This is a genomic window from Arcicella sp. GW821-FHT09D11 (genome assembly GCF_059416265.1).
In genome coordinates, this window is sequence record NZ_JBWKOV010000001.1 from 902,513 (window position 1) to 922,793 (window position 20,281).

Annotated in this window: 19 protein-coding genes; 5 read left to right on the forward strand and 14 right to left on the reverse strand. The window is 35.2% G+C overall.

Annotated elements, in window-relative coordinates; genetic code table 11:
• Nucleotides 1-39: 39 nt before the first annotated feature.
• Nucleotides 40-1,056 (reverse strand): SMP-30/gluconolactonase/LRE family protein, encoded by a 1,017-nt coding sequence (locus AC07N0_RS03830; protein WP_494588174.1) that lies wholly within the window; start codon nt 1,054-1,056, stop codon nt 40-42.
• A gap of 86 nt (nt 1,057-1,142) precedes the next feature.
• Entirely contained in the window at nt 1,143-2,219 is a 1,077-nt protein-coding gene (locus AC07N0_RS03835; protein ID WP_494588175.1) for a mechanosensitive ion channel family protein, read from the reverse strand.
• Nucleotides 2,220-2,385: 166 nt separating this feature from the next.
• Here AC07N0_RS03835 and AC07N0_RS03840 point away from each other — a divergent pair, with 166 nt between their 5' ends.
• The 3 genes from AC07N0_RS03840 to lptC are packed head-to-tail and all read left to right on the forward strand — an operon-like array spanning nt 2,386 to nt 5,090.
• On the forward strand, nt 2,386-3,114 hold the full coding sequence (locus AC07N0_RS03840; protein ID WP_494588176.1) for a type III pantothenate kinase: 729 nt from the start codon (nt 2,386-2,388) through the stop codon (nt 3,112-3,114).
• A gap of 13 nt (nt 3,115-3,127) precedes the next feature.
• Nucleotides 3,128-4,468, forward strand: coding sequence for a BamG family beta-barrel-assembly machinery protein (bamG, locus tag AC07N0_RS03845; protein ID WP_494588177.1), 1,341 nt, complete (start codon nt 3,128-3,130; stop codon nt 4,466-4,468).
• 13 nt (nt 4,469-4,481) lie between these two features.
• Nucleotides 4,482-5,090, forward strand: a complete 609-nt coding sequence (gene lptC, locus AC07N0_RS03850; RefSeq protein WP_494588178.1) for an LPS export ABC transporter periplasmic protein LptC — start codon at nt 4,482-4,484, stop codon at nt 5,088-5,090.
• A 280-nt stretch (nt 5,091-5,370) separates the two neighbouring features.
• On the opposite strand, the gene AC07N0_RS03855 is transcribed toward lptC, so the two are convergent.
• From AC07N0_RS03855 to AC07N0_RS03880, 6 genes are all read right to left on the reverse strand, one after another.
• Nucleotides 5,371-5,817, reverse strand: coding sequence for a c-type cytochrome (locus tag AC07N0_RS03855; RefSeq protein WP_494588179.1), 447 nt, complete (start codon nt 5,815-5,817; stop codon nt 5,371-5,373).
• Nucleotides 5,818-5,840: 23 nt separating this feature from the next.
• Nucleotides 5,841-6,500 (reverse strand): SCO family protein, encoded by a 660-nt coding sequence (locus tag AC07N0_RS03860; RefSeq protein ID WP_494588180.1) that lies wholly within the window; start codon nt 6,498-6,500, stop codon nt 5,841-5,843.
• 21 nt (nt 6,501-6,521) lie between these two features.
• The gene (locus tag AC07N0_RS03865; protein WP_492800908.1) at nt 6,522-6,914 is read right to left on the reverse strand and encodes a hypothetical protein; all 393 of its coding nucleotides are present in this window, start codon (nt 6,912-6,914) and stop codon (nt 6,522-6,524) included.
• A gap of 80 nt (nt 6,915-6,994) precedes the next feature.
• A complete protein-coding gene (gene recN / locus AC07N0_RS03870; RefSeq protein WP_494588181.1) occupies nt 6,995-8,659 on the reverse strand; it encodes a DNA repair protein RecN in 1,665 nt (554 codons plus the stop codon).
• Nucleotides 8,660-8,731: 72 nt separating this feature from the next.
• Nucleotides 8,732-9,538 carry a crotonase/enoyl-CoA hydratase family protein gene (locus tag AC07N0_RS03875; RefSeq protein ID WP_494588182.1) on the reverse strand — a complete coding sequence of 269 codons (807 nt, stop codon included), beginning with the start codon at nt 9,536-9,538 and terminating at the stop codon, nt 8,732-8,734.
• A 116-nt stretch (nt 9,539-9,654) separates the two neighbouring features.
• Nucleotides 9,655-12,081: an outer membrane beta-barrel protein gene (locus AC07N0_RS03880; protein WP_494588183.1), complete on the reverse strand. Its 2,427-nt coding sequence runs from the start codon at nt 12,079-12,081 to the stop codon at nt 9,655-9,657.
• Nucleotides 12,082-12,270: 189 nt separating this feature from the next.
• Here AC07N0_RS03880 and AC07N0_RS03885 point away from each other — a divergent pair, with 189 nt between their 5' ends.
• Nucleotides 12,271-13,140 (forward strand): helix-turn-helix transcriptional regulator, encoded by an 870-nt coding sequence (locus AC07N0_RS03885; protein WP_494588184.1) that lies wholly within the window; start codon nt 12,271-12,273, stop codon nt 13,138-13,140.
• Between the two features lie 245 nt (nt 13,141-13,385).
• Here AC07N0_RS03885 and AC07N0_RS03890 read toward each other — a convergent pair whose 3' ends face one another.
• On the reverse strand, nt 13,386-14,354 hold the full coding sequence (locus tag AC07N0_RS03890; RefSeq protein WP_492800913.1) for a DUF8428 domain-containing protein: 969 nt from the start codon (nt 14,352-14,354) through the stop codon (nt 13,386-13,388).
• Nucleotides 14,355-14,479: 125 nt separating this feature from the next.
• Here AC07N0_RS03890 and AC07N0_RS03895 point away from each other — a divergent pair, with 125 nt between their 5' ends.
• Nucleotides 14,480-15,148 (forward strand): YggS family pyridoxal phosphate-dependent enzyme, encoded by a 669-nt coding sequence (locus tag AC07N0_RS03895; protein WP_494588185.1) that lies wholly within the window; start codon nt 14,480-14,482, stop codon nt 15,146-15,148.
• Nucleotides 15,149-15,191: 43 nt separating this feature from the next.
• Here AC07N0_RS03895 and AC07N0_RS03900 read toward each other — a convergent pair whose 3' ends face one another.
• The 5 genes from AC07N0_RS03900 to AC07N0_RS03920 all read right to left on the reverse strand — a co-directional run bounded on the left by AC07N0_RS03900 (nt 15,192) and on the right by AC07N0_RS03920 (nt 20,262).
• Nucleotides 15,192-15,803 carry a DUF4230 domain-containing protein gene (locus AC07N0_RS03900; RefSeq protein WP_494588186.1) on the reverse strand — a complete coding sequence of 204 codons (612 nt, stop codon included), beginning with the start codon at nt 15,801-15,803 and terminating at the stop codon, nt 15,192-15,194.
• A gap of 80 nt (nt 15,804-15,883) precedes the next feature.
• Entirely contained in the window at nt 15,884-17,170 is a 1,287-nt protein-coding gene (gene hemA, locus AC07N0_RS03905; protein WP_494588187.1) for a glutamyl-tRNA reductase, read from the reverse strand.
• Nucleotides 17,171-17,684: 514 nt separating this feature from the next.
• Nucleotides 17,685-18,515 (reverse strand): group I truncated hemoglobin, encoded by an 831-nt coding sequence (locus AC07N0_RS03910; RefSeq protein WP_494588188.1) that lies wholly within the window; start codon nt 18,513-18,515, stop codon nt 17,685-17,687.
• A 188-nt stretch (nt 18,516-18,703) separates the two neighbouring features.
• Nucleotides 18,704-19,129 (reverse strand): heavy-metal-associated domain-containing protein, encoded by a 426-nt coding sequence (locus AC07N0_RS03915; RefSeq protein ID WP_494588189.1) that lies wholly within the window; start codon nt 19,127-19,129, stop codon nt 18,704-18,706.
• A gap of 401 nt (nt 19,130-19,530) precedes the next feature.
• Nucleotides 19,531-20,262 (reverse strand): hypothetical protein, encoded by a 732-nt coding sequence (locus AC07N0_RS03920; RefSeq protein WP_494588190.1) that lies wholly within the window; start codon nt 20,260-20,262, stop codon nt 19,531-19,533.
• Nucleotides 20,263-20,281 lie beyond the last annotated feature (19 nt).

Sequence of the window (20,281 nt, forward strand, 5' to 3'; positions counted from 1 at the left end):
AAGCTCAAAGCTGACCGCTCATAGCTCACAGCTAAAAAACTAAAAACCCACTCCTGTAGTCAAAGTCTTCACTCTACATAGATACATATCTGCGGTGATATAAAGCGTTGAACCATCGTCTCCCCAAGCACAATTGGATGTAGGAATCCCTGCTCCCAGTTCTATTCTTCCCAATAGTTTTCCTGCTGGTGATATAATCAATATTCCTCCAGGGCCAGTAGCAAATAAATTGCCTTTTTTGTCTATTTTCATGCCGTCTGGCAGACCTGCTAATTTCTCATCTTTTACCATAGAAGTTACATCAAAAAATACTTTCCCTTTGCCCAAACTTCCGTCTTGGTTTACTGGATAAGCCATATAAATAGCACGATTTTCATCTGATTGAGCAACATATAAAGTTTTTTCATCTGGCGAAAATGCTAAGCCATTAGGCTTAACTAAGTCATCTGCTACCAAAGTTACCTTTCCATCTGTACCAATGCGATAAACGCCAAATTCAAGTTCTCGGCTTGTGTCTTTATCTTTTTTAGCTAATCCATACGGAGGGTCTGTAAAATAATAAGCTCCGCCAGAATGTTGTACTACATCGTTGGGGCTATTAAACCGTTTACCTTGATAATTATCTGCCAATGTTCTTTTACCACCTAACGTTAACAACATTGCCGATACTCGGCGGTCACCATGTTCGCAAGCGATTAACTCTCCTTTTTTATTAATCGTCAATCCATTACTTCCCGGTTCGTCACTATATTCTCCTAAGCCTGTATATCCTGAAGGCGATAAAAAGGCCTTAGCAGCATCTAGGTCTTCACTCCACTTAAAAATAGTATTGGCAGGAACATCCGAAAAAAGTAAATACTTTCCTTCTTTATGCCACACGGGGCCCTCTGCCCATATATACCCTGATGATACAACTTCAATTTTCGATGTTGTTGAAATCAGGCTTCCAAGTGACGAATCGAACTGAGTGATTTTCCCTAATGTTGGATAAACTTTTTGAGCTTGTGTTGACATTGTTCCGACGAGTATAAGCAATGAAGCTATTATTCTTTTCATTAAATAGTATTGAGATCAATTGAGAGATAGTTGCCTCACAAATATACAAAAAACACAATACTACCTATAAAAAATATTATTTTAAGTTATATTCTTCCTATTGGGCTAGCGAATTTTGCTCCATTCTTCTCTACGATATCTACGATATTATAATTTATTTCTTCACGCGTAACATTCAAAATAACTACATTATTGCTTTCAACATTATAAGCAACTTGAATATCCAAAGAGCCATCACCGATACCATCAAAGCGAGTAACGCCAGGGTCTGGAGTATAGATATTCTTATGCGACATTACTACTTCTTGAATTTGTGATACGATGTTATGAATAGCATCAGCAGGGGTATCTTGTTGAAGTCTGATTAATGATTTTACCCTGCGGAATTGTCGAGTACTCATGTTCTCTAACGCTTGGGCAGTAAGTAGGCGGTTAGGAATTGTAACTACACTACCATCTACGGTTTTTACACGGGTACTCCTAAAACCAATTTTTTCCACATCGCCCGTTACCTTATCTATTTGGATATTATCGCCAACTACAAAAGGCAAATCCATAAAAAGCATTAATGAAGCAAATAGGTTTTCCAAGGTTTCTTTGGCAGCCAAGGCAATAGCTAACCCTCCAATACCAAGCCCTGTAACCAAAGCCACCACATCTATCTTGAAAACAATGCCGAGCATGGTAAAGAAGGTGGTAACAGACAACATCACAACGGCCAAATCTTTAAAGAAAGGGACAAACTGGTCGTCTAGCTTAGTTTCTGTCAGTGCAGCACGTTCTTGGAAAATCAGGGAAATGAATTTTATCAATCGAATCAGAATCCAAGAAATGGAGAAAATCAGGATACATTGATAACATTTCAATACTACCATTCTCAGTCCAAATGTTTCTCTAGCAACCAAATTCCAAGAAACAGGAAAATGTAGGTATTGAAAAGCAATATATACCATTAATAGAACGATAAAAAGCTCTACGGGCTTTCTGAGCATCTCAATACAAGTATGAAAAGATACTTTATCGTGTCTAATAAAACGATATAGTATTTTACTTAATGATATAGATAACAAACGCTTTATTAATAGGCCAACAATTATAATTCCAATAAACCAGAGAATATCATTAACTTTATTTTCAAGAATTTCAGACTCTAAGAATTCCATAATATTTAATTTTTTTCTGCAAAGATGGCAATCATCTTTTGGAGTGAACACAAGAATTTTAAAAACTCGTTCCCAAAATTGTAAAATTTGCTTTTATTTTAAACGATGTACTTTCACTTTTATGTGAAAAATTATTCTTGAGGTAATTTTTCACCTTTTATTTTATATGAATTTAGCTATAGATTTAGGAAATACTTTTGCTAAAATTGGTCTTTTTGAACAAGGAAAACTGATAGAAACAAAAGGCTCTTTTACATATCAGGCATTGTTGGAATATGTGACACATTTGAAGCCAAGCAATATTATTATTTCTACAGTTAGTTATTCAGAAGAGCAATTAAGGCAGGATTTTGATAATACTGAGGCAAAATTGTTGTTTTTAAAAAATACCACGCTAGTACCAATCACTAAATTGTATGATACGCCCGAAACCCTTGGAGCCGACCGCATTGCTGCGGCGATTGGTGCCAGAGTGGTTTTTCCTGAAAACAATGCCATGATTATCGACATGGGTACTTGTATTACTTACGATTTGGTTGACACTAAAGACAACTTTCATGGTGGCATTATCTCCCCTGGCGTACGGATGCGTTTTACTGCTATGAATACTTTTACGAAACGTTTGCCGTTATTAGAACCAACAGAAGCCCCTATTATTTTAGGTAAAAGTACAGCACATGCCATGCAAAGTGGCGTAATGAACGGCATAACTGCTGAGATTAATGGATTTATTGAAGAATATAATCAGCTTTTAACAAAAATTAACGTCATTTTATGTGGCGGGGATGCTACATTCTTTGCAAACCGCATAAAATACCCGAACTTTGTAATTCCAGAGTTGGTGCTGATTGGACTTAACAGAATTTTAGAATATAATGTCGAACAAAATAAATAGTATTTCAAATTTTATGCGAGCAACAATCCCTTCAAGGGTTGTAAATAGAAAAAATTACAATCAAGCACTTGCTTCTAAATTCTTATTCACATCATTTTCTCGTTTATTTTTTGCTGTTTCTTGCCTTTTGGCATTTCATTCAACACAAGCTCAAGAAACGAACTCTCCTTTTTCATTTTTAGGAATTGGTGAAATTTACAATGGTGGAACAGCAGTAAGTTCAATGTCGGGTGGCTTAGGCGTTGCTAGTTCTAATGGTATTTATGTAAATACATTGAATCCAGCCGTGTTAGCACGAAATCGCTATACTGTTTTTGAAATGGGTGTAAATACCGAATTCAAAGCGATGCAAGACAGCAAACAGCGTTCTAATACCTATAACGGAACGTTAGGCCCTGTAATATTATCTTTACCTGCTTCGCCTCGTTGGACATTAGCGTTGGGTTTAACCCCTTACTCTAACGTAAACTATAAAACAGTTACATCAAGAAGACTGAATGTAATCGGAACAGATAGCTCGACGCTTACTTACAATGGTGATGGTGGGCTTAGTAAAGCAATTGTCAGCAATGGTGTAAGAATTACTAAAAATATGTATTTGGGGCTTGAAACCTCTTATCTATTCGGTGTAATCAACCGAGATATTACCACTCAAAATCTTACGGATGGACAAAACTATCAAGTAAAATATTTTGACCGCTCTAATTACTCAAGTGTCCATTTTAAATTAGGCTATCTTTGGAGACCAAAAATCAGCAAAGAATACTTTTTGAATGTGGGTGCAACAGCTGAATTTGCCCAAAAGATTGGTTTAAAAAATCTTGGCGGATTCGACATTTATGATGCCACAGGTATTACCCTTATTAATGCTGATACCCTATCAAATCCGAATGGAAGTATAACGCTTCCTGCCAATTATAAATTTGGACTTAGCCTTGAAAAACCAGGGAAATTAGTGGTCTCAGTAGATTACTCTACGACAAAATGGACTGGCTATAAAAACTTATATGGTTCATCGGAAGGACTTAGAGATGCTTATACTGTAGCAGTTGGTGCTGAGTATATTCCAAAGTTTGATGCTATTTCTGGTTATTTCAATCACGTGATGTATCGTGTGGGAGCTAACTATACACAATCTCCTTATAGTTATAATGGTAATGAAGCAGCCAAAGACATGAGCTTTTCGGTAGGAGTATCATTGCCTTTGCGTACTATTTCGTATGTAAACATTGCTTTTGTGAGAGGAAAAAGAGGGGTACTTTCGAGCAATGGATTAGAAGAACAATATAGTAAAGTAGTGGTGGGCTTCTCGTTAGGTGACTTTTACTGGTTCCGTAAACCAAAAATTGATTAATTATTCTGATTGTATGAATCAATTAAAAATATACATTAAGCTATTTCCAGATTTGACAACTCCGACAAGGGTTGTCAAATCTGTTTTACGCCCATTTTTATTCGTCCTCATCGGTTTATTGAGTATTTGCCTAACAGCTTGCTATGAAGAGAAAAAAGAAATCGTCAAAAAGATGTATAATGGCCCCATCTCAGAAATATATGGTGTAAACATGGTTTATTCAGATTCTGCCAGATTGGTTGTTAGAATGTCAACAGAAAGCCAATTGACGATGCCGAATGAAGATAAGGTGTATCCAAATGAAGTAAGGGTTTTCTTTTTTGATAAACAGGGCAATAACAGTACTACTTTAAGGAGTGATTCAGCAAGGTATATTCGTATGAGAAATGTGTATCACATCATGGGAAGGGTACTAATCAACAACCAGATAAAACACGAGACCTTAGCTACTGACGAACTATACTGGAACCCAGATACCAAGAGGATTTATACAGATAAGCCTGTCGATGTAAATACACCCGAAAATATCCTACACGGCATAGGGATGGATTCAAATCAGGATTTTACGGAATATACTATCAGAAAAGTAACAGGGGTAGTGAGTGTGAAAAGTTTACCATAAATATGAGTCATCCCGAATTTCTCTTAAAATAGGGGAGTTTGACAAAATAGCCTCATAGAGGCGAAATATCGGTAGTTATATTTGCTAAATAACATTCTCTCCAAGCCCCATCGGGGCGAAATATTTCGCCCCGATGGGGCTTGGAGGATTAATAGGATGCTTCTTCTACCGATATAGTGTTCCTAACGGAACGATAACCTGTATGCATAAATCAAAAAAGCGCTCGAAAAACTAATTTCGACCGCTTTTTTATGATTTTAAAATTCTGGATGACTCATGTTTATTCTACTTTATTTTTACAAGTAGCTAATATTTTCTCAACATCTTTTACACCTGTTATCGTTTTTTCACCTCCCCATTCATTGTAAATAAATGTTGCTATTTCGGCTACATCGAGTGCTTGTAATTGCGTATTAGCAGGCATTGGCTGATGATACGTTTTACCATTTACTACAATGGTATCCATTAAACCATTTCGCATCGAACATAGTACTAACTCTTTATTCTTTGTCAAAAAATCAGAACCTGCAATCGGTGGATACAATCCTGCCAAGCCTTCTCCTTTTTCTTGATGACAATTCGCACAGTGCGTTTTATACAAAGCCTGTCCGTCTACATAATACTGTTTTCGTTTAATCTCCTCTTTGCTATCACAAGCAGTCATGGCAAACAGGGTAATTAAGCACAACGCAAAACTAAGCTTATTGGTAATATATCTGGGTGACATCAAAATGTGTTTCAATAATGTAATTATTTATTTGAACTTGTTTCTTTTAAAAGTATCTCCATATCCTCCATCAAATTATCTACTTTTGCAGCAACAGTCCCATCATAAAGACCGCGAATATGGCGATTTTTATCTACCAAAATAAAGGCTCCGCTATGTACTACGCCACCGGGCTGAGTAGGGTCGTCAGCAGCTGAGACCATATAGCTTTTTTGTCCTATTTCATATATTTTAGCTTTATCGCCCGTAACCATTTGCCAACTATTGCCTTTGATACCTAAATTACTTCTAAACTCTTTTAAAACAGCAGGGGTATCATGACGTGGGTCAATAGAATGCGATAATAATACTACATCAGGATTATCTTTATATTTTTCATAAATCCTTAACATCTGCGTTTTCATTTTTGGGCAAATGGTAGGACAAGTCGTAAAAAAGAAATCTGCTATATAAATTTTTCCTGCAACAAACTCTTGTGTAATTTTCACAGAGTCTTGATTAATAAATTCAAAATCTGGAATGGTATGATAAAGTGTATCAACCACTTCTTTACCACCATCAACCACTTTTTTAATAGGTTCTTTATTACCTAAATAAGGTAATTCTTTAGGAGCTTTACTACAACCCGCTAAAGCAACTACTAAAAAGATTACTGACAAAGACTGAACAACATTTATCTTCATAATAATTTTCAAGCACGAAGGCTATTTTTTCAAAAAAGCTTTTGCTTCTTCTATACTAGCATTCGTTAACTCTTTTACTTTTACAATTTTGTTTTTCTCTTCTTCGTAATATTTTACTACTACTTCTTCCGATTTGCCCTTTACTTCTTCAGGATTATATTTCTCCATCCAATTCATCATCTGCACATCCGCAGAATCCAAGGCTACATACAAGTCTTTTGCTTTTAGTGAATCAGGTGATACTTTAGCGACAGAGTCTAGCTGCCCTTTTAAAGTCATAATTTCATCCATTTTGGGCATTACCTCATCATGAACAGCCATTACTTCTTCTATCATCTTTTTTTGTTTGTCTTCTGACTTCGAGCAGGCAAAAACAAACGGTAGCATTAAAATTGGCAACAGTATTTTCTTCATATTGATGGTATTTAGTTTGAAATGTGATATTTTTATAACAAACTTTTAAGCCTTAACGTTTAGGAGTTGTGTCAATATTTTTAACTGACAAGGTGTTTTCCTAGTATTTCACGAGCATTTTCAACAATAGCTCTGGATGGATTTTCGCCTCCAATCATTTGGGCTATTTCCATTACTCGCTCTTCGCTGGTTAATTTTCTAATTCTCGAAACCGTTCTATCTGAAGAATTATCTTTATACACAAAATAGTGTGCTGACCCTTGCGCTGCAATTTGGTGAAGATGGGTAATGGCTATTAATTGGTGATTTCGGCTCATTTCTCGCATCATATTCCCTACTTTTATAGATACTTCTCCAGAGATTCCTGTATCAATTTCATCAAAAATAATCGTTGGCAACGCTCGTTTATTCGCCAAAATGTATTTTATCGCCAACATCAAACGGCTAAATTCACCGCCAGAGGCTACATTTTTGATAGGTTGTGGCTTAACTCCTTTATTGGCTGAAAATAAAAGATTAATCACATTAATACCCATTGGCGAAGGCTTGATGATTTCATTTTCTATTTTCAAGCTAGCATTAGGCATTCCTAAGTCTTTCAACAAATCAGCTATTTGTTTTTCAATAATAGGTAAAGCCGAAAGTCTTGAGGCTGACAAAGCTTCAGCACTTTTCAGTACTTCTTTTTCCGTTTTCTCTACCTCGGCTTTTGCTGTTTCAACAGCCTCGTCGATATTGAGTACTTTATTTACTTTTTGCTCTAACTCTTTCTGAATAATCAACAATTCAACATCTGTTTTTACTTGATGTTTTTGTAAAAGGTTGTAGATGATATCAAGGCGTTGCTGAATGGTAGCGATTTTTTCATTATCCAATTCTACTTCTTCCGCCTCATTTTCTATTTCTACTGCTATGTCCTTTAGCTCAATCAAACAGCTTTGCAAGCGTTGCTTTAATTGTAAATATTGCTCACCAAAAGCACTTATGCTATTCAAATTCGCCAAGGTTGAAGTCAACAATGGGATGATTGATTGTTCGGTTGCATTAAGATACTCAGCAGATAATAGTAACTTTGACTTTACCTCCTCTGCATTCTCTAGCTTATTTAATTCTTGTTCTAATACTTCTAATTCGCCCGCTTTTAGTTTGATTTTTTGCAGTTCATCTAATAAGAATGCATTATAATCAAACTCTTTTTTACTTTCTTTTGCTTCTACTTTCAGCTGGTCGTATACTCTTTGTGCCTTATAAAAAGCCTGATAATCCTTTTTATAGCTATCTAACAGTTCATGATTTTGTGCAAAGGTATCTACTATTTCTAGCTGATAGTCGTTGGCACCCAATAGTAAATTATCATGTTGTGAATGCACATCCATCAATTGCGTGGATACTCTGCGAAGTGTCTCCAAATTTACAGGCGTATCATTGACAAAAGCACGGGTTTTGCCTTGTGGGGAAATCTCACGGCGAATCACGCAATGTTCATCATAATCCAATTCTTCTTCTTCAAAAATATTCTTGATAATATAGCCAGAAACATCAAATTCGCCCTCGATGATACATTTTTCGTTAGGATTAAAAAGTGTACGAGTATCAGCACGATTGCCCAATAACAATCCTATGGCACCCAACATAATAGACTTTCCCGCACCTGTTTCACCTGTAACAATGTTCAAGGCAACATCAGGGGTTAGTACGAGATGCTCAATTAAAGCATAGTTTTTTATTTGTAACTTCGTTAGCATAAGTTGTTGGCATAAAAGCCTTGTCTGTCAATTCTTCACAAATATACTAAGGTATATGGAGTACATTATTATTCAATTTTCAAATTTCGTCGCTCTTTTTGTCATTTTAGCCTCAAAAGCTTCTTGCAAATCGGCTGAAAGTAACATACCAGCATTCCAAGTAGCCATATAATTTAATCCATCGGCTACTGAATGGTCACGGGTATGCAATAAAATATGTTTGGTTCCTCTGATAGCTACAGGAGATTTCTGGGCAATCATTTCCGCTAATTTCATTACTTCTGTCAACATCGTTTCTTTATCGCTAAAGGTGCGGTTTACTATCCCGATTTCTTTCGCCTCTTTGCCATCTACATTTCTACCTGTATAGGCCATTTCTCGTACTAAGCCATCGCTAATGAGTTTGGGCAATCTTTGCAAGGTGCCTAAATCTGCTACCATCCCCATATCAATTTCTTTAATACTGAAATAGGCGTCGTCTGTACAATAACGCATATCACACGCACAAATCAAATCTACGCCTCCGCCAATACAACCTCCGTGAATAGCCACTAAGACAGGTTTTGAACAGTTTTCAATGGCATTGATGGGTGCTTGCAGGCTTAAAATATCCTTCCGTATTTTTTCTCTTCGTCGAGCATCACAAGGCGTTTGTGTTTGCGTAACCGACATCAGCAAGCTTAAATCAATTCCTGCACAAAAATGCTTGCTTGTACCTCCCTCCAAGACAATTACTCTTACTTCAGGATTTTCGTCAAGTTCAGTAAATACATTCAAAATTTCATTCCATGCTGTTTGATTGAGGGCATTAGCTTTATCAGGACGATTGATAATAAGATGAGCAATATGATGCTGGATAGTTAATTGAAGAGTTTCCATAGCTTTGAGTATAAAAAAAATTCACAGAGAAAAAACTGAAAATCAGCAATTTCTCTGTGAATGTTGAAGTTAGAAGATATAGCTTTGGAACGCAAGATTAAAGCAAAATATTTCGATTAATTTCTGCCTCCCCCTTTGTCTCCGTCGCCTCCGCCATCGTTCGGACGTTGATTTACTTTGACGTTAGTATTACCAAAATTATAGGTAAAATTGATTCTTAGTCTGCGGTTATCCCAACGGTATTCTCCTGTTGAAATCAACTCTGGCGTTCTGGCTACATTTCTATAGCGATTCAAATCGGCTGGGTCTTGTATAGAAATTTTCAGTGTACCTTTTTTATCCCATAAGAATTTCTTGATACCCAAATCGAAAGCTCCTTGTGCTTTATTGGTTTCAAAACCCCATGTTTCTCCAGAGTTTACATAACCTGAAATTTCGGCAGATAATGTCTTGTTAAGCGTAAATGTTTGTTGAATATAAACTCCACTATAAAACTGATTGACATTTACTACAGCATTCTCTCTTTGGTAATCATACACATTGATACCGCTCCAAATATTAACATTCACATTCCACCATTTGGTAAGATTAAATGGTAAAGATGTACTGAAGCTCCACCATGATACTTTTCCATTTACGTTTTCAACCGATTCACGGATATATCTACGCCCTGTGATAAAAGTAGTGTCAAGGTCATATACTTGAGAAAAGAATTGATCTACTTTTACATAATCAAAACTAAAGCTAAAGGCATCTTTAATGGTGTGTGTTAAAGAAACTTTGTTTTGGATTGATGGTAACAAATTAGGATTCCCTCTTCCATACTGTTGTGGCGAAAAGAAACGATTGAACACATTATAATTGTTAGCATCTGGTCTGTTTATTCTTCTTGAGAAACCAAAAGAAATAGCATAGTCTTTGGTTACTTTTTTATTCAATGAAAGCGTAGGGAATAAATTGAAATAGTTTTGTGCAGAAAGCTCAAGCCCTGCTCTGTCTTTCCCTGAATTATTAGTCTGTTCTCCGCGTAAGCCTACTTGTAAGTTCAACGTTTTGCTTAATTCAGTATTTAGCATAAAATACCCCGCATTGATGTTCTGTCTGAAACGGAAATAAGAATTTACCAATGCTCCGTTGTCTCTAAAATTGTCATTAAAGTCTTTTTCACTATCTGAAAAACTTGTTTTAAACCCTGTTTCTAACTTTACTTTTTTGGTAATATTTTTAACAAAATCTGCTTTAAAAGCATAAGTTATCGAATTATCGGGAGCAATAATCTGGTTTTTTACTATATTTTGTTGACTTTCTAATATAGTAGATGTTTGAAAATTATCGTTAGATTTTGTTCTATTTACAATAATGTCGAAGTCAACATTTAATACTGTTCCAGACGTATCAAAGGTCTGCTTCCAGTGAGTATTAATCAGAAAATTCTTATTATTATATTCTCTGTTACGTAGCATCTCAATGAACTGCGTAGTCGTCTGTTGTGTATTAACTTGATTAGTTGTTCTTTGTATTGGGTTATCAGAAATAGCTCCTTGTAACGAAACGCCAAGGCTTGTACTCTTGCTAAAGTCATAATCAAAGGCGAGCTTAGATGACCACGATTCGCCACTTCCTAAAGATTTACCAATGTTTTTACGGGTTTCAACAACTTGGTCTCCTTTAAATAATTCTTGGTATTCATTGGCAGCATTTAGCCAAGTCATATAATTTCTACTAAGATTGGCATAAACAGTATATTTACCTTTCTTAGCATTCATCGTAATTCCCTGACTGTTTTTAGGGAAACTGCCATATTCTTTATAATTACTATAGCCAACCCCCATATCAACAATGTAATTAGTCCCAAAATTCTTTCCTTTTTTGGTTTTGATGTTGATAATTGCCGTAGTACCCGAAGCATCGTATCGGGCTGATGGATTCGTGATTACTTCTATTTTATCAATGTCATCACTCTTTAAAGTTTTCAAGAAATTAGCCAATTGTTCTTCGCTCAGATAGGTCTTTCTATCATCAATCATCACCATTACGCCAGCTTTTCCATTTACTTTAATCGTCTCAGCATTTCTATCTACCGTAACGCCCGGTACTTTTTCCATGAGTTCTAAGCCATTCAAACCAGAAGTAACAGGGCTAGCATCCACATTCATAATCATTTTATCGCCCGTACGTTCTATTAATTGCTTCTTAACAGTTACTTCTACTTCCGCAAGATTTTTGGACTCTAATGCCAGTTGAATACTTCCAACATTCAGATTGGCACGTGCATCAATTTTTTGATAATATTTTTTGTACCCAATAGCAGTAATGGATAGCAAATAGGTATTATGAGGGATTTGTGAAACAGTAAAATTACCATCTACATCTGCTACAGCACCCTTTAGCATCGTAGAATCTTTTTCATTCAAAATTAATATGTTAGCAAACGAAGCAGCCTGCTTTTTTTCGTCAACTACTATTCCTGAGATAGTTGACTGCCCGAATGTCTGAATGGTAATAAGTAGGAATAATACAAATAACGTAGGTTTAAAGATCATAGCGTTTAGTGTTTTGATGATTTTGTTAAGAAGATGCAAAGTTCATGTAGAATGTTGCATTCAAAAAGTTAAAAACTCTTAACAAAGGTTCAACTTCAGGACAGGGCATTGTAAAAAATGCATCATAGAGATTCAATTTTTCTGCCTAAACACTATTGAAATACCAAAAGAAATGTATAAATTTTTGCCATGATTAGAGTCCCTTCCCTTATACACGCTGGTGAATTTCAGTCCTTGAAAATTCAGGATATGACCTTCGTTGCTTATCGCGATCAAGATCCACCACTAAAAAACGAAGTGTTTTTTGAAGAACACGCCATGATTTTTGTACTAGATGGCGAAAAACGTTTTACTTTGCCTAGCCAAACTATCCTTGTCCGAAAAGGCAGTGTTGTTTTTATTCCGAGGGGATATTACCTGATGCAAGAAACGATTGATGCAAGCTACAGAAGCTTAGTATTTTTCTTTAATGAAAAACTTCTGAAAGAATTTGTTAGTCAACATCTTGACCTCTTTGAAGAATACCAGCGTAGCCAAACTTTGCAAGGAATGTGGAATAATGCCAGCGAACTATTGGTGTTAGAAATCACGGAGAGTTTAGATAAATTCACAGAATCTATTTTCCCATACTTTCATCATGAAACCCAATATTTGAATCACTTCTTACGATTAAAACTCCAAGAATTACTTTTGCATATCCTGGAAATAGACCATTCTAAACAATTCAAATCTATCCTATTTAGCTTGTATAAAGGAGAAAAACCAGATTTAGCTTTTTTGATGAATTCATATTACTTAAAACCGCTGTCTTTAGAAGAACTATCAAGGCTTTCAGGAAGAAGTTTATCTGCGTTTAAAAGAGACTTCCAACAAGAGTTCAATACGACTCCTGCTTTGTGGATAAAAAATAAACGACTGGAATATGCTAGTTTACAGATTGAAAAAACGGAGAAAAATGTTTCGGAAATCAGTATGGAAATAGGCTACGAAAGTGTGTCTCATTTTATCAAAGCTTTCAAAGAGAAATACGGTTATACGCCTTCTGCTTTGAAGAAATGAAACATGATTTATCCCGAATTTTTTAAATCCAAAAAAGCGGTCAAAAAACTAATTTTGACCGCTTTTTTATGATTGATAAACACTGAATTCCTACTGTTTGAGCGATAGCGAGTTTAGGAATTCTTGAATTTCTTTTGTTACTTTTCTTGTTTCAAGACAAGAAAAGTAAGGACTAAATTATAATGCATACAGAACCTCTAGAACTCATTACTTCAAAGAAAAATTCGGGGTGACTCATGTTTTTATTACTTTACTTCAAAAAAACCATCTCCTATTTTATAGCCTTCTGCGTATAGTTCTATGGTGTGTCTGCCTTCTTTGTAGGCTTGTCCACGGCTATATACAAACTCAACAGATTGGTGACTATTATCGTAAACAATTTTCTGTTTAGCAGTATAGGTAACCTCTTTATTTTTATACGTAAAACTGCCTGAACCAGTGCTCATATCCGCAATCGACTGTCCTTGTGGGTCAATGATTCTTAAAAAGATTACTTTTGCTTCACGACTTGTCAAAGGATTTTCTTGTAAATAAAAAGTGATTCTTACTTTATCAACCTTCTTTGATTTATACACACCCCCATCGCTTTCTTTTCCTTTCGTAGAAATCGCATATACATTGATACTTTCAGCATGCAAAGCCGATGCTTGCGAGACCTTCTCGGATAACTCTCTATTTCTTTCTGATAATTCTTTTTGGCGAAGCGTATAATTGATAGCAGAATCGTTCAACGCTTTTTGGGCATACGTAATATCTTCAAGTAATGCCTGAGCCTCTTTGCTGAGCGAATCATTCATGGCGACTAAAATACCGTTCTCTTTCCTTAGGTTAATTAGCTCATTGTCTTTTTCGCCGAGTAAAGTAAGGTACTTCTTGATTTTAGACTCATACCTTTTCATCGAAAATCCTTCTGATTTCTGTAAGGCTATTTTGTCTTTTTGCAATTGCTGTTTAGCACGAACTAGCTCGCTTACGTCCCCTCCTAACCGTTTAATCTCAATTATTTTGGTATTTAATTGGTTTTCAATGGAGTCTAATTTAGTAGTGGCGACTAATAAGTCCTTTGCTTGTAAAATACCGAGTTCATCATTTCTTTTATTAAACTGTCGTTCTCTGAAATATAAAAACCCTAATGCTGTTACTAAAATAATCAATACAGCAACGGCGATTTTAAGTTTCTGTTCACTTTGTCTATTTGGATTATACTCCTCCATTGGCTAGTATGTGATAATTTATGGTTGTATTAACTTTAAACGTTATAAGTTTGGTTTAATTTTGCAAAACTAATTGTTTACCCCGATAACACAAAAATACAAGTATTTACCAAAATTTTTGAGGAATGAGCATCGCAAAAAATTTAGATAATATCAAGTTACAGTTACAAGGCACATCTGCCCGTTTGATAGCTGTCACTAAAACCAAACCCATTGCTGATTTGGAAGAAGCCTATCAAGCTGGCTGTAAAATCTTTGGTGAGAACAAAGTCCAAGAAATGGTTGAAAAATGGGAAATACTGCCTAAAGATATTGAATGGCATCTGATTGGTCATTTACAAAGCAATAAAGTAAAGTATATGGCTTCCTTTGTAACGATGATACATTCTGTTGATTCTTTAAAACTACTTCAGGAAATTAATAAACAAGCTACTAAAAATAATAGAATAATTGACTGTTTATTGCAAATTTATATTGCTGAGGAAGAAACAAAATTTGGATTATCACAAGATGAGGCCAAAGAACTCTTAAATGCTAAAGAATTCAACAGCATGAAAAACATCAGAATTGTTGGTGTAATGGGCATGGCTACTAACACTGATGATGAGAATCAAATTAGGTTAGAATTTAAAAGTTTAAAGACTTTTTTTGATGAACTACAACAAGAATATCCTGAAACAGAGAACTTTCAGTTAAAAGAAATCTCCATGGGAATGTCAGGTGATTTTCTAATTGCTGCGGAGGAAGGTGCTACTTTAGTAAGAGTAGGTTTTGCTATTTTCGGACATAGATAAATATTATGTGGATTAGTTGATGACGACTAATCCACTATTTTTTTTAACCCAATTCTCTTTTTTTATCTTTCATCGCATATTTCAAAATTACTTTTTTCTTCGATACTGTTTCTAGAAATGGTTTTAAAATCTGTTCTGCTGATTTTTTTGTTTGGTCTAAAATCCCCATTTCTCTGGCTGATTGTGCTACTTGTACTTCTGCTTTTTTAAAAGCATCATCTATTAGTTTTGCTTCATCCATAAAAGCGTATTCAGTATTATAAACTCTTGACTTCGAATGGTCAATTTTATAATTACAAATCTCTGGTTCGGGCAAATGAACTACCAGTACACTATCTTGTTCGGTAATATCGGCAACTCTAATCTTAGTCAAATCCAAACATCCCGTGGCCTCGCCCGTTACAATTAGCAATACTTTGGCATCTGGCAAAAAATTCTTTTTAATACGGCTTTCTACCACATCTCTAAAGTTATATTTTACCAACTCCAATTTCCCCATTGAAGTTATTTTTTGTAGCAATACACTATGCGATACCTCAGGCTCAGTATCACCAAAAGGATTTTTTAAACTTTTAAACTTCTCCCAAGCCCATATCGCTAATAATATCAACAATACAAAAGGAAGAATACGAACTAATCTGCGAATTATAAGCATAGTGTTGAAATGTATATTTACCTAAAAACAAAAAACCTGCGAAATAATTCGCAGGTTCTCAAAGTATTATATCTCTCCTATTAGTGACTATGACTATAAGCTGAAGTATCTGATTGTTTTTCCAAATCAAATAGTTCATTGATGACATCTACTAATTGGTCTGCGTCTCCACGTTTACAAGCTGCTTTTAATTGAAGTACAGGTAGCTTCATAATTTTTTGAACAATTCCCATCGTGATTTTCTCGATTTTCTCAGACTCTTCTGGTGAAAGGTTTTTTAAATGGCGAGCCATCTCTTCTTTACGAATTTGCTCTAAAGCATTTTTCAATTTATTAATTGTTGGCGAAACGACCATTTCTTTCGACCAATCATCGAATCCTACAATTGCTTCTGTGATGATGCGTTGTACATGAGGAATTGATGCTAAACGACTTTTTAATGCCTCATCAGCACGTACTCGTAGGCTATCGATGTTATATACTAATGCTCCTGGAATATCCTCTACGTTATCTTCTACACTTCTAGGAACTGATAAATCTATAAAATATTTAAACGTAAGAATACCTATTTTTTCAATCAATTCTTTGGTAACGATTGGTTTATCAATCATTACAGAAGAAATAATTACATCGGCTCTTTTAATTTCTCTTTCTAACGTAGCAAAATCAGCAATTCTGAAATTACGACCAGTAGCAATTTTTTCTGCTTTTGCACGAGTACGGTTCATTACTGTAATCTCTGCAAATTCTTGGTCTGCCATGTTTTTACAAACATCAATACCGATTTCGCCTAACCCTAAAATTAATACTTTTGGATTATTGATATTTCTAGTTACTTCTTCCGTTAAAGCTACCGCTGCATACGAAGTTGAAGCTGCACCATCACGGAAAGATGTTTCTTGTGCAACGCGTTTGTTAGCAAAAAAGATAGTGTGCATCAAACGGTGAAGAAATGGACCAGCCATATTCAAATCAGCAGCGATTTGATAAGATTGTTTAACTTGGTTAGGTATTTGTAAATCACCAACTACTTTTGAATGCAAACCTGTTGCTACTTCAAAAAGATGTTGAACAGCCTCTGATTGTGTATTTAGTTGATGGAAATAATCAAAATATAATGCTGTATCAGTAATTCCTTTTTCAATTAATAATACTTTGATTAATTCTGCCGTGATGTTCTGTTCGGCTACGTAATATACTTCGGTACGGTTGCAAGTAGAAACTACAAGACTTTCTTGAATGCCAAACAAATCTCTGATTTTAAGTGAGAAACTTTTAATTTCCTCCTCAGTAAGAGCTACTTGTTCTCGCACCGCTAAAGGGGCAGACTTATATGATAAACTTAATGCTTTGAAAATATTTTCCATGACTCCTTACAATTCCGATTCGCTTCAATGAGGGTTTAATTGCCTCTGTGAGTAGCTATACAATTAAACAATTTGTAACACTGTGTGCCATATTTTCACAAATTGAATAATTGTGTAAAATTACAACACGAATGATTATGATTGGTTCTAATAATGGCTAATTATTTATACTTATCAATAATTTAGAATACTTATAAATAACAACCCTATTCTTTGGCTTTATTTCTAAAAAAAGTACAATTTTTAAGCCTTTTAAATTCTGCCCGAAAGGTAGGTGTGTTTTAAATATTCGAAACTGATTTTTGTCAACTTTATTGTTAATATTCGTTAGCAATTTTATATGCATTATAAACCTAAAACAAAATTAAGCAATGATTTTCAATAGTAAAAATTGATAATTTATATATAACAATAGCTTTTAACTATATACCAATTAACGAAAAAGGGTAAAGGGATTCATGAGATGGAATACTATATTCTGTTCTAAAAAATCCTTTACCCTTTAGCAGTAAAATTATTGTCCTACAATGTCTCCTCTTAAACTTGCTAAAACTGTCAATAACTGAATTTTAGTCCTCGACTCAACTTTAAATTTCACCAAAGATGCCGTAAGGTCTTCCACCAATGCATTAAAATGGGCATCTGTTAGGTTCATACCTTTATGGGCTGTCTTCATATCCTTGCCAGTATATTTTTCTGGTCCACCAGAAGCTTGTCCTACCTGATTTACCAGATTCATTTTCAAACGATTCAAACGAGCGGGGTCAGCCGCCGCCGCTGCAAAAAATGAATTAATACGAGTATCTGCAGCTACTTTTCCGATAAAATCATCGATAACTAGCGTAATCGCAGCATTTCCTCCCAAACGTGTATAAACACTCGTAGAACCTTCAACAATATCGCCTTTCATGGCTGCTAAGGCCGTTAACAATTCTGTTTTTTCAGTAGCAGGCACTTTGAATTTATCCAATGATAAAGATAAATCTTCTACTAACGCATTAAAATGAGTTTCTTCAATTCCCATTCCTTTATGAGCTGTTTTCATATCAAGTCCTGTGTATTTTTCCATCCCTCCCGTAGCCATTCCAACTTGATTAATCAGGTTATTACGTAATCTAGTCAAACGTGCGGGGTCAGCGGCAGCATCTGCAAAAAAAGCATTAATTCTAGCATCAGCAGCTACATTGGCAATAAATTGATCGATAACGGCAGAGATAGCTGTGTTTCCGCCGAGGCGTTCATACAGAGATTTTGGTGCTACTACTTCTTCATCTTTTTTGCAAGATGTAAACACAAGCATCCCTGCCATGAGGAAAGCTCCCCATAGTTGCATTGTTCTTTTCATGTTATTAAAATTTTACCGATGATTGCAAAAGTAGTGCACGCTCGAGATGCCTAACTTTCACGATTAGTTTTAGAAATGTACGAGCAAAAAGAGAGCTGAATAATTAAAACAACTAGTGAGTAATAATAATTAACGTAATATAGACGAAGGATATCGGTTAAAATGGGATGGGTAATGGAATAAATATATTATCTGAAGCATAAAGCTTTCTTGGCTCCTAATATAAAATCTATGTATTCGGTCGGTACTGGGCATTGTGGCCCTTTAAAAGCTGTAAAATCTACTTTTGTTGGACTGAAGCCCCCAGAAGTAATCGCTTTACTAAGCGCTTCTTCTGAGGTTTCATCTTTGTGGAAAGTGACACTAACTGTTCTTCCCATACGATTTACTGTGGCAGCAGTAATACCTGTGTTAGTGGATAGTTTATTGGCGATGTCTAAGCTATCTTGTACAGATAATTCATGATTAAGATTAAAAACAGCTAGGGAAATTGGCTTTAAATTTAAGCGATCAGCAAGTGGCGGTTCTTCCCAGTTCGCATAAATCACAAAACCAACAAAAAGGCTTAAAATGATTATGCTCGTTACTTTGAATATTTTTTTCAACTTTTGCATGGCGGGCAGATGTTTATTTTAAAATTCATATTGTTTCATAATTCAATTCTTACACTTTCAAACATATCTACGCAGTACATTGATGATTGGATTGCACAGGTTATACTTTTTTTGTCTAACAATCAAAAACATGAGTCATTCCGAATTTTAAAGTCACAAAAAAGCGGTCTAAATTAGTTTTTAGACCGCTTTTTTGTGATTGATAAACACCGAATTCCTACTGTTTGAGCGAAGCGAGTTTAGGAATTCTTGATTTTTTTGTTACTTTTTGCATCAAGGCAAAAAGTAAGGATGAGTATAAAACCAAAAACCTGTAAAATCTTTTAGACCCACTATTTTAAGAGAAAATTTGGGATGACTCATGTTTTTAGTGTTTAAAGCTTAAATGATTAGCTTAATGATTAATAGCCTTTTTCCCATATTTCATGGGTTCTTTCACCTTTTGATGTTTGTCCAGCATGAATCCAATCTTTGCCATTTAGTACACAATCGTATTGGAAGGAAGTACCTACTTCTTTGATATTTTTAGATGAAAAGTTAATCTTCTCACTATATTTATCTTTATTTTTACTGAAAACACCTCCAAAAGTGCCAAAAAATTGATGAGTATCAATATTGAAACTCACCCACTGAAAGTGTTCAGCTGATAACAGTTTTATTGTTTTAAAAGGTCCTTTAAATACTGTTTGCATTTTAAAGTCTTTATCTTCCTTAGCCCGTAATCGCCAGAGAGCCTTTGACAGAGGTGTTGGGCTAGCCTTTTCTTCTATCCGAGACCAAGTGCCTGCTAAAGGGCCTTGAACAACTGTCAATTTTTTATTGTCGATAGAAAATATATTGGCTACTGTTAAACCAACCAAGGTAGAATCTTCTGTGTTGAAATCTCTTTTGTAAGACAAAATTGTTTTAGCATCAGCTTTCAATATTTCAAAGCTCCCTCCACCACTACTGACAAGTTTTTTGTCGCTTACTTTATACACAGCAAACATCAAATAGTTTTCAGTGCAAATCAAGGTTGCTGTATTGCCACTTGCATTTACTTGTTGCCATACACCAGCAATCGACTGGGCGTTCAAAAAATTGTTGATACATAAGCAAAAGCCTAAAATGAACAATAATATTTTTCTATTCATTAAAATATTCAGGATATAA

Bases quoted from the DNA above. Each gene is read 5' to 3' on its own strand.
- AC07N0_RS03830 (WP_494588174.1), bottom strand. From the start codon at position 1,056: ATGAAAAGAATAATAGCTTCATTGCTTATACTCGTCGGAACAATGTCA.
- AC07N0_RS03835 (WP_494588175.1), bottom strand. From the start codon at position 2,219: ATGGAATTCTTAGAGTCTGAAATTCTTGAAAATAAAGTTAATGATATT.
- AC07N0_RS03840 (WP_494588176.1), top strand. From the start codon at position 2,386: ATGAATTTAGCTATAGATTTAGGAAATACTTTTGCTAAAATTGGTCTT.
- bamG (WP_494588177.1), top strand. From the start codon at position 3,128: ATGCGAGCAACAATCCCTTCAAGGGTTGTAAATAGAAAAAATTACAAT.
- lptC (WP_494588178.1), top strand. From the start codon at position 4,482: ATGAATCAATTAAAAATATACATTAAGCTATTTCCAGATTTGACAACT.
- AC07N0_RS03855 (WP_494588179.1), bottom strand. From the start codon at position 5,817: ATGTCACCCAGATATATTACCAATAAGCTTAGTTTTGCGTTGTGCTTA.
- AC07N0_RS03860 (WP_494588180.1), bottom strand. From the start codon at position 6,500: ATGAAGATAAATGTTGTTCAGTCTTTGTCAGTAATCTTTTTAGTAGTT.
- AC07N0_RS03865 (WP_492800908.1), bottom strand. From the start codon at position 6,914: ATGAAGAAAATACTGTTGCCAATTTTAATGCTACCGTTTGTTTTTGCC.
- recN (WP_494588181.1), bottom strand. From the start codon at position 8,659: ATGCTAACGAAGTTACAAATAAAAAACTATGCTTTAATTGAGCATCTC.
- AC07N0_RS03875 (WP_494588182.1), bottom strand. From the start codon at position 9,538: ATGGAAACTCTTCAATTAACTATCCAGCATCATATTGCTCATCTTATT.
- AC07N0_RS03880 (WP_494588183.1), bottom strand. From the start codon at position 12,081: ATGATCTTTAAACCTACGTTATTTGTATTATTCCTACTTATTACCATT.
- AC07N0_RS03885 (WP_494588184.1), top strand. From the start codon at position 12,271: ATGATTAGAGTCCCTTCCCTTATACACGCTGGTGAATTTCAGTCCTTG.
- AC07N0_RS03890 (WP_492800913.1), bottom strand. From the start codon at position 14,354: ATGGAGGAGTATAATCCAAATAGACAAAGTGAACAGAAACTTAAAATC.
- AC07N0_RS03895 (WP_494588185.1), top strand. From the start codon at position 14,480: ATGAGCATCGCAAAAAATTTAGATAATATCAAGTTACAGTTACAAGGC.
- AC07N0_RS03900 (WP_494588186.1), bottom strand. From the start codon at position 15,803: ATGCTTATAATTCGCAGATTAGTTCGTATTCTTCCTTTTGTATTGTTG.
- hemA (WP_494588187.1), bottom strand. From the start codon at position 17,170: ATGGAAAATATTTTCAAAGCATTAAGTTTATCATATAAGTCTGCCCCT.
- AC07N0_RS03910 (WP_494588188.1), bottom strand. From the start codon at position 18,515: ATGAAAAGAACAATGCAACTATGGGGAGCTTTCCTCATGGCAGGGATG.
- AC07N0_RS03915 (WP_494588189.1), bottom strand. From the start codon at position 19,129: ATGCAAAAGTTGAAAAAAATATTCAAAGTAACGAGCATAATCATTTTA.
- AC07N0_RS03920 (WP_494588190.1), bottom strand. From the start codon at position 20,262: ATGAATAGAAAAATATTATTGTTCATTTTAGGCTTTTGCTTATGTATC.